Raw genomic sequence first — 12,664 nt, 5'->3', positions numbered from 1 at the left:
TTCAGCCAACCTTTTTACGCTTTTCGCATGGTTTAATTTCACACTTTTGACATGCCCGCCAGTGCTGCATTTTGATAGGGTTATGCGTCGGAGCGGGGGAGAGAGAGATTTCAATACATTCGGCTCGTTCCATCCGCCGACCTTCAAACGGACACATCACCTTGCGAAATACATCCGCCACTTTCGCAGCAACTTTGTCTGGCTTGCCGTTGTATTTACCGTTCAAAATCAGACTGATGCTTGTCGCGCTGTATCGGAGTTTTGCCGCAGTTTTCATCAGTCCGTCTTTCTCGACCTCTTCCTTCAAAACCGCGTACCAATCTTCTTTCATATAATCTTTTTCATTCATAATCAGGAACCTCCCTTAATACAATTTCGTTTATATTTGGGTCATACACCTCTCTGACAGCCAGAAGCTGCGGTGCTTTCGACCCTGTATTCTTCAAAAGGACAAACGATTTTTTCCGAGCGTTGCCCGTATTTTTCAGATAACCCGCCGCTTCAAGGTGTTGAGCATAAACCTTGGCCATACTGCGGCTGACAGGGTGTGTCATATTGACGTGGGCCGTCAGGCTGTCCAAGTCAAAGGTTTTCAAAATCCGCATCGTCCGCCACAAGGCTTCCGTTACCGGACATTTCAACGGCTGACCGTCATCAGACAAGCGGGGCGCATCCACACCCGCATCCCGCTCCAGTCGGTATCCGTACGGTCTGCAAAAGTCCGAACCCTTCTGTATCGACACAAACCCGCCTTTATTAAGAGCTTTCAGATACGCGTACACCGTATTCCCGCTCAGTTGGCAGGCTTTGGCGATTTCAGAGACTGTCTGAAGCCTGTCCTTATTGCCCCGCAGACAGTTCCAAATCTCTTGTCGGCGGTTGCGGGGCTTCGTCAATGTCGTCACGCTCATAATTTGACCCCGCGTTTAGGTGCTTCGCCCTTGTACAGGTCGGCTTTCGCACAAACCTCGCGCGTTACCGTATCCAAGCCTTGCTGGTTGGCAAGCTCCAACAGATTGACCAAATTGACCGTTACGCGGCGTACCGAGCCGTGTGCCAAATCCACCAAATAAGACAGCGCATCTTTTTCAAACGTCAAATCAGGTGCGTAAACCTTCGCCAACTCTTCCGCGTCTGCCAAATCGACAGGCTGCGCAGGTACCCAAGCCAGCACGCGACCGTGGAAACGCTCGAATTTCTTCAGCTTGGTCGGCAACATCTCCTCGCCCACCAACATCAGCGGGGCTTGGCTGCCCTCGTAGATGTCGCGCACCAGCTCGACCAATCCCTTATGCGTAACCAAATAGTCCGCCTCATCCAAAATCAACGGACGCTGACTGGCGGCCAACTGTTCGCAGATCACATCCAAACAACCCGCCGCCGTCCGGGCAGGCGGCAAGCCCATCTCGAAGCAGATTTTTTCCAGCAACGTCTTTTTGCTCCATGCGCTGCGCAGCTGGACATAGTAAGCGCGTGTCTCATTCGCCACCGCCACAGTCGCCGTCGTCTTACCGAAACCCGAAGGGCCGTATAACACACCCAAACCCGGCAAACCGTCCTGACGGTTAACCAAACGCTCCATCGCAACAGAGACCAAAGACAGATTGTTGATATTTGCAATTTTCATTTTTAAAATCCTTTTAAATTAGTGAATAAACCTTGTTTAAAACCCCGAAAGGTCGTCTGAAATCAAGCCAGCATCGCCCGTTTGGACAACGCCTTATACTCATTGCTTTGCGGATACCGCTCCAGCCATCTTTGCGCCTGCGGCGGCAAATCCGTCTGACCGCAAAGACGCTGATACAGCGCAAACCGCTCCGATGCTTCGGACGGTACCGACCAGCCCGCGGCAGCTTCCGTTTCAGACGGCATTTCCACCGCCTTCACTGCCACGGCCTCGACCGTTAAATCGTCCTCACGGTTTCGGCGTGCTGCCAATGCGGCAGCCTTAGCCTTGATTTGGCCCATATCCAGCACCATCCCCCCGATATTGACCGAGTCCTGATGTTCGATGGTCGGTACGCGGCGTTCTTTCAGGATGTTTTGCTGTTGCAGCTCGTTGCGTTTCAGACGCTCGTCGTTGCGTTTGTCTTCCGCGCGTTCCAAGACGCTGACAGGCATATAGTCCGTCGAGTTGCCATGCCATTCCGCTTTGCAGATAAGGCGGCCGACATCGTCGTAAATCCAAACCCAAAGCGCGTCCTGCACGTCGTAGCCGACCCTGACCGTTTCGCCGTTGAACTCCATCAGTTCGGCGGAATAATAAGTATTGCTGAACAGCGATACCTCTCCGCGCCGTACCGTGCGCATCACCTGCGGTCGGAACAAATACCCTTCCTCCTCCGGCGACACTCTCGGCGGCTCGCCAAACTCCGCCACCTTCAAAGCCCAAAACTCATTAGGCGACATATGCCGGCGTTTGCCATCGCGGTCGGTAAACTTAGGCAGCGAACGGTGCGGTCGGTCGTTATATTCGTCCACCACCCGTTCGATATAGCCCTTAAACTCATCCCAAGTAGGAATCGGCGAATTCAAAATCTTCCCGTGCAGGCGGACTTCCTTACGCGACAACTTAAACAGCTTCTGCCGCGCCTCGTCGTCCATATTTTTTCCCACAAAAGACGGCAGGTTCGCCGCCGCCCGTGTGAAAATATTATGGCTGCGTTCCGACGCGCCCTTCGCTTGCGAGTTATAAGCCCGCGAATGCGTCATCGTCATACCCAGCCTGCCCATCAGACCCGTTGCCTCATCCGTCATCATCAAGTTTTCAAAGCCACGACCCCAGTCCACATACCAAAGCGCACCGATGGCCGCGCGGCTCGCGTGGCTTAAAGCCTCAAGCACGGTAAACCGGCTTTCCGCCAGCCCCACGCTCCAGCCCATACACCGTCTTGTGCCAACGTCCAAAACCGTCGTAATTTCAGGTCTGAACGGCAGCCCCGATAACGGATTCAACACCTCCGCATCAAACGTATGACCGTCGGCGGTGTAGATGGCGGCAGGTTTCAAGTGCAGGAAATCGCGCCGTTTGTGCGGCAGGATATTTTTCAAATCCCGCGCGCCGCGTCGTCCGCGTTCACGCTCCACATTGCCAAGCTTGCCCAACCACCGGCGCACCTGATGGATACTCGGCACATCGCCCCCTCTCCCCGTGGGAGAGGGTTGGGGAGAGGGCAAAGCCTCCAGCCTGTTCACAAACAAGCGGTAAGCTTCAGAAACAGAAGGCTTCATCGGCAGCCGGTAGCATTCCAAAAACACAGGCAGCCAAGACGGGACGTTCATATCCTCGGTTCTAGATTTCGGCGCGAGGCTGTTAGATTCCCGCGCCGCAAACCACCTCTTGATGGTCCGTACGCTCGGCAGCTTCCCACCGCCGCCGCGCCCGTCGGCAGCCAAAGAAAACAGCTTCGCAATATGCTCGAAGCCAGGCATCTTCGCCTGCGTCAAAACAGTCGTCATCGCCGCCTCCTTCGACACACCCGATTCCGCCATTACCAGCTCGACCGCAGACAAAACCCCGCGTCGTGCCGATTCGCACAGCCGTTGTTGCTCCGTCGAGCCGTCCGCAACGCCGATGGTAAGCTGTCCCCCTCGCACATCGGGAGAGGGCAGCCCCGCCTCCTCGCCGCCTTTTTCTTCATAAGAAGACAGGGGGGCGGGCAAATCTGACAAACCGCCCAAAACCTCGTTCAGCTTCTTCGCCTGAATCAGTTTCAACACCTCTGGGGGCGGTGCATATTCGCGGCGTTTGCCGTTTTTCCCACCCTGACAAGAGGCTTCAATAAAAGACCACTTCTCTCGTTCAACCTTATATAAGATTGCTCTGTTCGTCTTAGGAAATTTTTCCAAGTTCATTTCCAATAACTCGGAAATCGAATAATGCGTTTTCATGCTGCCGCCTCTTTATATAAATAAGCATAGCGGGGGCGGATGCGCCGCCCGTCTTTCGTCCACCGTTCAGGCCACAGCTCATACAAGGGCTTGCCCAACACTTTCGCAATCGCCATCTCGCCGGCAGTCGACGGCTTTCTCAAAGCCTGACGCACTGTGCTTTCGCCTATACCTGCCATCGCAGCCACATCGGCAAGCGACAGTCCCTTCATTTTGATTTCCGCCCGTATCATTTCAGGATGCATACCACTCATCGTTTTCCTTTCTTTATTATCTAGACAGGTCGTCCGCCGTTTCAGACGACCTGTTTAACCTTATTAAATTCGACGAATAAAGTTCCAAGTATCAGCATTCAAACCTATAGCACAGGCATCGTAATAACCGCCTTTCACTTCGGTTTTCTCTCCACCCAACCATTCGATGACGAATTTTTTAGTCTTCCCGCGACCATATTCCAATATCCGCCCCACTGTACTTTCTTGATTCATATCCCAATCGTTCATCTGCATAATATTTGCAATGTGCTTCATTTTGATTCCTTTCTGTATAAAGTATCTAAGCAAAACCGCTTAATCGGTCGTCCGAACCGTTTCAGACGACCTGTTAAACAGTCTCCTTCCTGACGGGCCGAATACCCGTCATTTTTTTGGCTATTTCCAAATTGTTAAAGAACACTGCAAAATCGGTTATACTGTTTTAAAGTTGCCGTTTCGCTGTTTTTAAAATTATATAACTTGGAAATTATTTCGCAACTAAAATTTCCATGCTTTTCTATGTTGTTTTAACAAGTGATTGTTTTAAATATGAAAATAATTTCTAAGATTTTTTCCATGTTTTTAATTGGAGCATGGAAATGAAAGAGCCAAAATTCAGCATCTCTGAAATTCAGAATTTGATTACCCAGTTGAATCTGATAAGCCTGCCGAATACAACACGCGCCATTCAATACAGGGCAGAAAGAGAACATTGGGAATATGAAGAAGCACCTTCACAAGGTGGGAAGAAAGGTGTTAAAAGAATCTACCCTCTTCCTCCTTATGTTATTGATGAATTGGAACAAAAAGGCTTGCTCCATTTGATAGATGGCGCGGAAACAGACACACCGCTTGAAGTCCGCAACACTCAACCCGATGTAGCGCATATCGAAAATATGGATTACGCAGACTGGGCGGCACGTCAGGATACGCGCGACATCGTACCCGTCCGCTATTACAAAGAAGTCTTCGCCAGCGCAGGCAGCGGCGCAATACCGTGGGATACCAACCCCGAAGCCATGTGGTTCCGAACCGCCTTCTTCAAACACCTGCAGCTCTCCCCCGCAGACTGCTTCTGTACCCGTATCGACGGGGACAGCATGTTTCCAACCCTAATCGACCAAGGCACCGTCCTATGGCAAACCGCCACGCGCTACACCCGGGAAGGAATCTACCTCTTCCGGCAACAAGACGAACTCCGAGTCAAACGCCTGCAACGCCTGACCGCCGATACACTCAACATCATCAGCGACAACCCAAATAAATCCATCTACCCGACAACCCAACTGACCCTGTCCGCCTCCACCCCCGCCGACTTCCAAATCCTCGGCAAATACCTCTGGAGCTGCGGCATATCAAAATAAACAACTTCCCGATAATTCCCATGACAAAAAAAGCGCGAAACCGACAAAAAACTGTCAGATTTCGCGCTTTTTTCGCAATTCTAAAATTTCCCCCACTTTTTTAAATTTCCTTAGTCTTTCAATAATTTCCGCCTTTTTTTCTCGTTATATATCTATGACAAAACTAACACCACCCCACAGATTGCCCCCACAGCTTCCACCGTTGTCGGCAACGCTTTGGACACGCTGGTGTTTTTCGCCGTTGCCTTTTATGCGAGCAACGATGAATTTATGGCGGCAAACTGGCAGGGCATCGCATTTGTCGATTATCTGTTCAAACTCGCCATCTGCACCCTCTTCTTCCTGCCCGCCTACGGCATCGTATTGAGCATCTTGACCAAAAAACTGACTTCCTTAAACGTCCGTCAAGAAATGCCAGAATCGGTTTTAGCCAAATAAGCAGTAGATAAAAAACAAGGCCGTCTGAAACTTTAATCGTTCAGACGGCCTTTTATGTTTTAAACAATTAACCGGTCAATTGTTTGGTAATCAGTTTTTTCAGCGGCGGGAAGTTATTACTTGCACGCAATACCAAACCGCGCAACAGTTTCGCCGGAGCAGTTTCATTGGTGAAGAGTTTCAGCAGCATATTGGTGCCGTGGTAAATCGGATGGGCGTGGAGCATATGCTTGGTACTGTATTTTTCCAGCAGGCTCTTCGCACCAATATCCTGACCGCGTTGCTCGGCTTCAAGAACCAATTTAGCCAAAAGATCGGCACTTGCCAGACCCAAGTTGAAACCGTGCGCAGTAACCGGATGCATACCGACTGCGGCATCGCCGATCAACGCGCTGCGTTTGCCGTAGAAACGTTGGGCAATCATACCGACCAAAGGATAATTGTGAATGGTGCTGACCAATTCCATATCGCCCAAACGGCCTTTGAGTTGCTCTTTCACACTGGCTGCCAATTCTTCCGGCGACATATTTTTAATCGTTTCGGCTTTATCGCTGTCCACCGTAATCACTGTATTGGTCAAGTGTTCTTCCAAAGGCAGCAACGCAATGGTGCGGCCGTAGTGGAAGCATTCATATGCGGTATGCAGGTTGGACAGAGTATGCTTCATGCGGCACACAAACATGGTGCGGCTGTAATCGTGCATATCGGAAGAAATGCCCAATTGACGGCGCGTTTGCGAGAAGCGGCTATCGGCGGCCAACAACAAACGGCCGGTCAATACTTCGCCGCTTTCCAAAATAACTTGCGCCTCATCGTCAGAAGTTTTGACTTCTTTAACATTGGTGCCGGTCAGAATTTTCACGTTGTCCAATTTGGACACGACTTCATAAGCGGCTTTACGGATGTTGTGATTGGAAATCAAATAGCCCAAGCAGTCCGCAGGCTCGCCACGCGCCTGAGTCGGTTGCGGGAAGTGGAGCTGGTAATCGGAATGGCCGTTCAACACTTTGGCATCGCGCAAAGGATAAATTTCGTCTTTTGGAATCAAATCCCACATACCCAATCGCTGCATGATTTCGCGCGACAAGTGTGTCAGTGCGATTTCACGGCCGTCATATGGCGGATTTTGCAACACTTCTAAAGGACTTCTTTCAATCAGGGTTATGTTCAAACCGCTTCCGGCCAACTCTGCGGCAAAACTTAATCCGGCAGGGCCTGCGCCGACGACGAGAATATCACTGTGTAAGCTCATGGGAGGAATTCCTTGTATTCAACTGATACGGATTTTTTCAGACGGCCTTAAGTTTACTGTGTTTAGCTACATGAGGGTAAATCAAAGGCATTTGATAGATTATATAGAAAGAGTCGATAGAATAAAACAAAGACCATCGATTGTAAGCACGTTTTTACTTTGGCCTTAATATAAATCAAGCTTCACGACATACGGATTTTATCAAACAGACAAAACAGTCTGACAAACAAAAACCGCATTCCGAAAAGGAATGCGGCTTTCAATCGTAAAACGATTATTCTTCAGAACCGGTGTAAGGACGGATGCTGACAGTTTTACGGTTCAGCGCGCCTTTGGTTTTGAATTCAACGTAACCGTCGACTTTAGCAAACAAAGTGTGGTCTTTGCCCATGCCTACGTTGTCACCTGCGTGGAATTTAGTACCACGTTGACGAACGATGATAGAGCCTGCCGGAATCAGCTCGTTGCCGTAGGCTTTAACGCCCAAGCGTTTGGCTTCTGAATCGCGACCGTTGCGGGTGCTACCGCCTGCTTTTTTACTTGCCATTTGTAATACTCCTGAACTTACTTGAAATTAGGCGATTGCCACGATTTCGATTTGGGTGAAATTTTGGCGATGGCCTTGGCGTTTTTGGTAGTGTTTGCGACGACGCATTTTGAAAATGCGTACTTTCTCGCCACGACCATGAGCAACGACTTTAGCTGTTACTTTTGCGCCTTCGATAAAAGGTGCGCCTACTTTTACAGATTCGCCGTCAGCAATCATCAAAACTTCAGTCAGTTCGATTTGGCTGTCGAGTTCGGCTGGTATCTGTTCTACTTTCAATTTTTCGCCAACGGAAACTTTGTATTGTTTACCGCCGGTTTTTACGACCGCGTACATACTCAACTCCATGAGAATTAGGTTAACATTCCGCACACCATGTGCGAAACGAGCTATTCTATTTCTATTTGCCTGTTTTGTCAAAATTTATTTTATTTACAAGTGAAAATGCCATCTGAAAGATATGTTGCATGCTTTTTAACTGATATAATCACGCGCTGGATTGCTGATATCTTTATGCAACGTTATTACCCCGACCGAATGTACGGGTTTAAACAGATTCATTGGAGCCACCGCTCCGTTTTATCAACAGAGAATGTTTTATGCTCGAAAACCTGCCTTACTTCCAACGCCACCTGCCCGATGACCTTGCCAAAGTTAATGCGGTCATCAACCAAGCTGTTCAATCCGATGTTGCGCTGATTTCGCAAATCGGCACATACATCATCAGCGCGGGCGGTAAGCGCCTGCGTCCGATTATTACCATTTTGGCAGGCAAAGCAGTCGGGCATGACGATGAAAAACTGTACTCGCTGGCAGCGATGGTGGAATTCATCCACACCTCCACCCTCCTGCACGACGATGTCGTCGATGAAAGCGATTTGCGCCGCGGCCGTAAAACCGCAAACAACCTCTTCGGCAACGCGGCGGCTATTTTGGTCGGCGACTTCCTCTATACACGCGCCTTCCAACTGATGGTTGGTTCTGGCAGCATGCGTATCTTGGAAGTGATGGCAGATGCAACCAACATCATCGCCGAAGGCGAAGTCATGCAGCTGATGAACATCGGCAATACGGATATTACCGAAGAGCAATACGTCCAAGTTATCCAATACAAAACAGCAAAACTGTTTGAAGCGGCCGCGCAAGTCGGCGCAATTTTGGGCAAGGCTTCCCCCGAACACGAACAGGCCTTGAAAGACTACGGCATGTACGTCGGTACGGCTTTCCAAATCATTGACGATGTATTGGACTATTCAGGCGAAACCGAAGAAATAGGCAAAAATGTCGGCGACGATTTGGCAGAAGGCAAACCTACCCTGCCATTGATTTACCTGATGCGAAACGGCTCCGAGCAGGCAGCAAACGATGTGCGCCACGCTTTGGAAAATGCCGACCGCAGCTATTTTGAAAAAATCCACGACTATGTCGTCAGCTCCGACGCTTTGCCGTATTCGATTTCCGAGGCGAAAAAAGCCGTCGACAAAGCCATCGCTTCATTGGACGTGTTGCCTGACAGCGAAGTCAAAGATGCTATGATCCAACTGGCAAAAGAATCTTTGGCCCGAGTATCTTAATCCGATGAATTTCAGCTTTGTCCCTTTGTTTCTGGTTACGCTGATTTTTTTGGGCGTTGTCAGCAACAACAACTCGATTACGATTTCGGCAGCGGTATTGCTGCTCATGCAGCAGACGGCCTTGTCGCAATATCTTCCCTTGGTGGAAAAACACGGTTTGCATCTGGGCATCATCCTGCTGACCATCGGTGTATTGAGCCCGCTGGTTTCCGGTAAAATCCAGATTCCGCCGGTTTCTGAGTTTATCAATTTCAAAATGATTGCCGCCGTCCTTATCGGCATTTTGGTTGCCTGGCTTGCCGGACGCGGCGTTCCATTGATGAGCGAACAGCCTGTTCTGGTAACCGGATTATTAATCGGCACGGTCATCGGCGTTGCCTTTGTCGGCGGCATTCCGGTCGGCCCTTTGATTGCCGCCGGCTTATTGTCTTTTTTTGCCGGAAAGGTTTAAAATCCCCTCCTTTACCGCCTCGCCATAGTTCAACGGATAGAACGTATGCCTCCTAAGCGTAAAATACAGGTTCGATTCCTGTTGGCGAGGCCACAGTTTCAATAAAAGCCTTTCATATTCTGAAAGGCTTTTTTATTATCAATAATAAAGGCCGTCTGAAACTTTTCAGACGGCCTTTTCATTTCGCCAAACCGTTAACCCGGACGACCATCCGAACGCGGGCGGATCAGCCAAGGAATATATTTCCATGCGTACAACAGCAAAGAGGCGGCAAACAAAGCGGCGGAGCAACGGATACTGTGCGTGTATGCCGTACCGCTCACAAAGGTAGCCAAAACACGGACAACCGTTGCGGCTATCATCAACCAAAAGGCAACAGGAACCACTTTAGGCGGCGGATAAATAGAGTTACCGGTATGGCCAAGCGCAGTTCGCGCCATCATGCCCAAAGTCAGCACGCCGATACCGCCAACGCCGATAAGGTGTACGCCCAAATTCAGGAAACTTGAAATCCAATAGGAAAGACCGACCGCAATCAAACCCAAGCCGGTAAACAGATAGCCGGCAAACAAAATCCAAAGCATAGGCTCTTTCAGCACGGCTTTATACCACCAGCGGTACACCTGCACGGTAAAAATCACACCGGCAGCCAGAGCAAACAACGCGGCCAGTCCCGGCAAAATGTTATGCGCCATCAACATGGCGGTCAGCATAGGCAGCCAAAGTGAAGCGTGCGCTACCCATTGAGGGCTGGGAATTTGCGGCACGTTCAGGCGCTTGGACGTAAAGAACGAGATAATCCGCATACCGATCAAACCGATAAATCCGGCCACCATAATCAAACCGGATTGCAAACCGGTCATCAGCGCAATGGCATCAAACGGCTGCACTTTCAGATGGAAGGCGAAATGGGTGCCGCCCAAAACAAAAATAGCGAACACGGCAACATAGTTGCGCTTGTTTTGAGAACGAATTACCGGCAAAGCCATGCATACCGCGCCATACCAGAAAAAAATCGTACCGAATATGCCGCTTGCCGTTACCCCCCAACCAGGAATAAACATACAAATGCGGGCCAACAGCCAAAATGCGGTCAAACCGGCCAACGCCTTACCGCGTGTCGGCGGCTGGCCTGTCCAAGTCGCCACGGCCGTCAATAAGAATGCAATGACAACCAATCCGGCATAGCCCCAAATCATTTCATGGGCATGCCAATAGAAACCCGGCAACTCAGGCATACCCTGAAAGCCGAAGCCCCAAAGCAGTATAGACAATGCGCCATACAAAGCCGCCAACGAATAAAACGGGCGGAAGGCCATTGCCCAAACCGGGTGTTTGAACAAATCGGTCATGGTGGTTCCTTCAATTTTTATATCATCATAAAACAGCAACAGAGGCCGTCTGAAACTTTTCAGACGGCCATCGACTCCTTTACCTGTTACACATTTTCAGGCAAAGGCAAAAAAGGTTCAATCGCAGGGAAAAGCTCGCGCTCCTCAAAGCGCGCATGATCGCGCAAAGTGACAGCAAACTCCTTATTCCATGATTCATTCATATATTCAGGATGCGCCATCATCGCACGCAATTTGGCATGATCGCCTTCAAAACGCTGCTGCAACGCAGGGTCAATTTTATCCCAATACGGAGCAAACATGGTTTCCTCTTCCAAAAAATGTGGCTCAAGCTCAACAAAATGAGGCTCCAGCTCCGCCTGATGGCTTTGATCGGGCGTACGCAGAAGACGGACGCACAACGATAGCGAGCCATGATGTTCGCGGGAAAGTTCTATTAAGGCAGGATGGCGTTTCAAGGGCTTCATAAGTTCGTTATAATGGTAACAGTTTGTCAAACTGGATTAATTTAAATGTTTCAGATATTATGAAACCCAATCCCACATAAAGTCAAACAACCCTTTACCAAACACTACCCTTTTGACATATAAGAAAAAATATTCAAAGAGCCAGCCATGTATCTGACCCAACATACCGATTACGGATTGCGCGTATTGGTTTATACCGCCATCAACGACGACACCCTCGTCAATATCGGCACCATTGCCGAGACTTACAATATTTCCAAAAGCCATTTGATGAAAGTAGTTACCTCATTAGTCAAAGGCGGTTTTCTGGTCAGTGTGCGCGGCAAAGGCGGCGGTTTACGCTTGGCAGACAATCCTGAAAACATCAATATCGGTGCAGTTGTACGCCATCTTGAGCCGATGCAGGTCGTTGAATGCATGGGCGATAACAACGAATGCCTCATCACCCCATCCTGCCGACTGACCGGCATCATCACCGGCGCCATCAAAGCCTTCTTCAATCATTTAGATCAATATTCACTGCAAGATCTGCTGGACAAGCCGACTTACGACATACTTTATACACCGCGCATCCCAATCAACGAAATACGCGGAACGGCCGACTAAATCTTCAGGCCGTCTGAAAACAATCCAGTCATACTGAAATGGTATTACTTAAATAATAAAAAATGCCGTCTGAAATGAAGATTTTCAGACGGCATTGGTTTACAAAACACTCTACAACTTAAATAGCTGACTTTCATTCGATAGGTTAATTTTTATACTAAATATGTCGAATATAAGACAATAGAAAAACCTAAAATAAGAATAATCATAGCAACCGTAAAATTTATTCTTAATACTTTCAAATAAAATTTATTGGAGATTTTTTGCACTCCAAACAGCACCTTGAAAAAATTAAATTGCATTCTTCTAGCAATAAACAGATATTCAAAAAAACCCGCATTCATCCCTTCTAATTTTGATATTTTATATAGCATTACTAGATTAATGATAATTACAATAAAATACACAAATACTAAAAAAAACAGAAAATAAGGCAATAACTCCACCAAACTACTCCTTCTTTTTTAA

15 protein-coding genes, 1 tRNA gene and 1 pseudogene are annotated in these 12,664 nt (G+C 48.8%); 6 read left to right on the top strand and 11 right to left on the bottom strand.

Annotation, left to right across the window (positions count from 1 at the left end):
* Position 1: 1 nt before the first annotated feature.
* The 6 genes from O3681_RS07945 to O3681_RS07920 all read right to left on the bottom strand — a co-directional run bounded on the left by O3681_RS07945 (position 2) and on the right by O3681_RS07920 (position 4,421).
* Complete coding sequence (locus tag O3681_RS07945; protein ID WP_049343892.1) at positions 2–349, bottom strand: hypothetical protein; 348 nt, start codon at positions 347–349, stop codon at positions 2–4.
* Positions 342–911 carry a hypothetical protein gene (locus tag O3681_RS07940; protein WP_049227043.1) on the bottom strand — a complete coding sequence of 190 codons (570 nt, stop codon included), beginning with the start codon at positions 909–911 and terminating at the stop codon, positions 342–344. The genes O3681_RS07945 and O3681_RS07940 overlap by 8 nt, the downstream gene beginning before the upstream one ends.
* The gene (locus O3681_RS07935; protein WP_049358176.1) at positions 908–1,627 is read right to left on the bottom strand and encodes an AAA family ATPase; all 720 of its coding nucleotides are present in this window, start codon (positions 1,625–1,627) and stop codon (positions 908–910) included. Before O3681_RS07935 ends, O3681_RS07940 begins: the two co-directional genes overlap by 4 nt.
* 62 nt (positions 1,628–1,689) lie before the next feature.
* Positions 1,690–3,891: a Mu transposase C-terminal domain-containing protein gene (locus O3681_RS07930; protein WP_063076375.1), complete on the bottom strand. Its 2,202-nt coding sequence runs from the start codon at positions 3,889–3,891 to the stop codon at positions 1,690–1,692.
* A complete protein-coding gene (locus O3681_RS07925; protein WP_049352586.1) occupies positions 3,888–4,145 on the bottom strand; it encodes a helix-turn-helix domain-containing protein in 258 nt (85 codons plus the stop codon). The genes O3681_RS07930 and O3681_RS07925 overlap by 4 nt, the downstream gene beginning before the upstream one ends.
* A gap of 63 nt (positions 4,146–4,208) precedes the next feature.
* Positions 4,209–4,421 carry a hypothetical protein gene (locus O3681_RS07920; RefSeq protein WP_049352588.1) on the bottom strand — a complete coding sequence of 71 codons (213 nt, stop codon included), beginning with the start codon at positions 4,419–4,421 and terminating at the stop codon, positions 4,209–4,211.
* Between the two features lie 323 nt (positions 4,422–4,744).
* Between O3681_RS07920 and O3681_RS07915 the strand changes: the two genes are divergently transcribed.
* Together O3681_RS07915 and O3681_RS07910 are read left to right on the top strand one after the other, a co-directional pair.
* Positions 4,745–5,509: a S24 family peptidase gene (locus O3681_RS07915; RefSeq protein ID WP_063076376.1), complete on the top strand. Its 765-nt coding sequence runs from the start codon at positions 4,745–4,747 to the stop codon at positions 5,507–5,509.
* Between the two features lie 180 nt (positions 5,510–5,689).
* Positions 5,690–5,947: pseudogene (locus O3681_RS07910) on the top strand (queuosine precursor transporter); the annotation flags it as partial.
* A 67-nt stretch (positions 5,948–6,014) separates the two neighbouring features.
* On the opposite strand, the gene ubiM reads toward O3681_RS07910, so the two are convergent.
* The 3 genes from ubiM to rplU all read right to left on the bottom strand — a co-directional run bounded on the left by ubiM (position 6,015) and on the right by rplU (position 8,082).
* Positions 6,015–7,199, bottom strand: coding sequence for a 5-demethoxyubiquinol-8 5-hydroxylase UbiM (gene ubiM / locus O3681_RS07905; protein ID WP_003680095.1), 1,185 nt, complete (start codon positions 7,197–7,199; stop codon positions 6,015–6,017).
* Between the two features lie 274 nt (positions 7,200–7,473).
* The gene (gene rpmA, locus O3681_RS07900) at positions 7,474–7,746 is read right to left on the bottom strand and encodes a 50S ribosomal protein L27 (RefSeq protein WP_002212328.1); all 273 of its coding nucleotides are present in this window, start codon (positions 7,744–7,746) and stop codon (positions 7,474–7,476) included.
* 27 nt (positions 7,747–7,773) lie between these two features.
* Complete coding sequence (rplU, locus tag O3681_RS07895) at positions 7,774–8,082, bottom strand: 50S ribosomal protein L21 (protein ID WP_002216394.1); 309 nt, start codon at positions 8,080–8,082, stop codon at positions 7,774–7,776.
* 263 nt (positions 8,083–8,345) lie between these two features.
* On the opposite strand from rplU, the gene ispB reads away from it, so the two are divergent.
* The 3 genes from ispB (at position 8,346) to O3681_RS07880 (ending at position 9,864) form a co-directional block, all read left to right on the top strand.
* Positions 8,346–9,320, top strand: a complete 975-nt coding sequence (gene ispB / locus O3681_RS07890) for an octaprenyl diphosphate synthase (protein WP_371459675.1) — start codon at positions 8,346–8,348, stop codon at positions 9,318–9,320.
* A 4-nt stretch (positions 9,321–9,324) separates the two neighbouring features.
* Positions 9,325–9,771: a DUF441 domain-containing protein gene (locus tag O3681_RS07885; RefSeq protein WP_004518807.1), complete on the top strand. Its 447-nt coding sequence runs from the start codon at positions 9,325–9,327 to the stop codon at positions 9,769–9,771.
* An 18-nt stretch (positions 9,772–9,789) separates the two neighbouring features.
* Positions 9,790–9,864, top strand: a tRNA-Arg gene (locus O3681_RS07880).
* Positions 9,865–9,965: 101 nt separating this feature from the next.
* Here the strand turns inward: O3681_RS07880 and O3681_RS07875 are convergent.
* Both O3681_RS07875 and O3681_RS07870 read right to left on the bottom strand, forming a co-directional pair.
* Positions 9,966–11,123 carry an NnrS family protein gene (locus tag O3681_RS07875; RefSeq protein ID WP_371459674.1) on the bottom strand — a complete coding sequence of 386 codons (1,158 nt, stop codon included), beginning with the start codon at positions 11,121–11,123 and terminating at the stop codon, positions 9,966–9,968.
* A gap of 86 nt (positions 11,124–11,209) precedes the next feature.
* Entirely contained in the window at positions 11,210–11,590 is a 381-nt protein-coding gene (locus O3681_RS07870; RefSeq protein ID WP_070588032.1) for a hemerythrin domain-containing protein, read from the bottom strand.
* 147 nt (positions 11,591–11,737) lie between these two features.
* On the opposite strand from O3681_RS07870, the gene O3681_RS07865 reads away from it, so the two are divergent.
* A complete protein-coding gene (locus O3681_RS07865; RefSeq protein ID WP_004518811.1) occupies positions 11,738–12,196 on the top strand; it encodes an Rrf2 family transcriptional regulator in 459 nt (152 codons plus the stop codon).
* Positions 12,197–12,664 lie beyond the last annotated feature (468 nt).

Source organism: Neisseria sp. 27098_8_158 (assembly GCF_041433145.1).
GTDB lineage: Bacteria > Pseudomonadota > Gammaproteobacteria > Burkholderiales > Neisseriaceae > Neisseria > Neisseria subflava_E.
The sequence above is the reverse complement of the archived record's forward strand: the minus strand, read 5'-3'. Positions and strand labels throughout refer to the sequence as shown.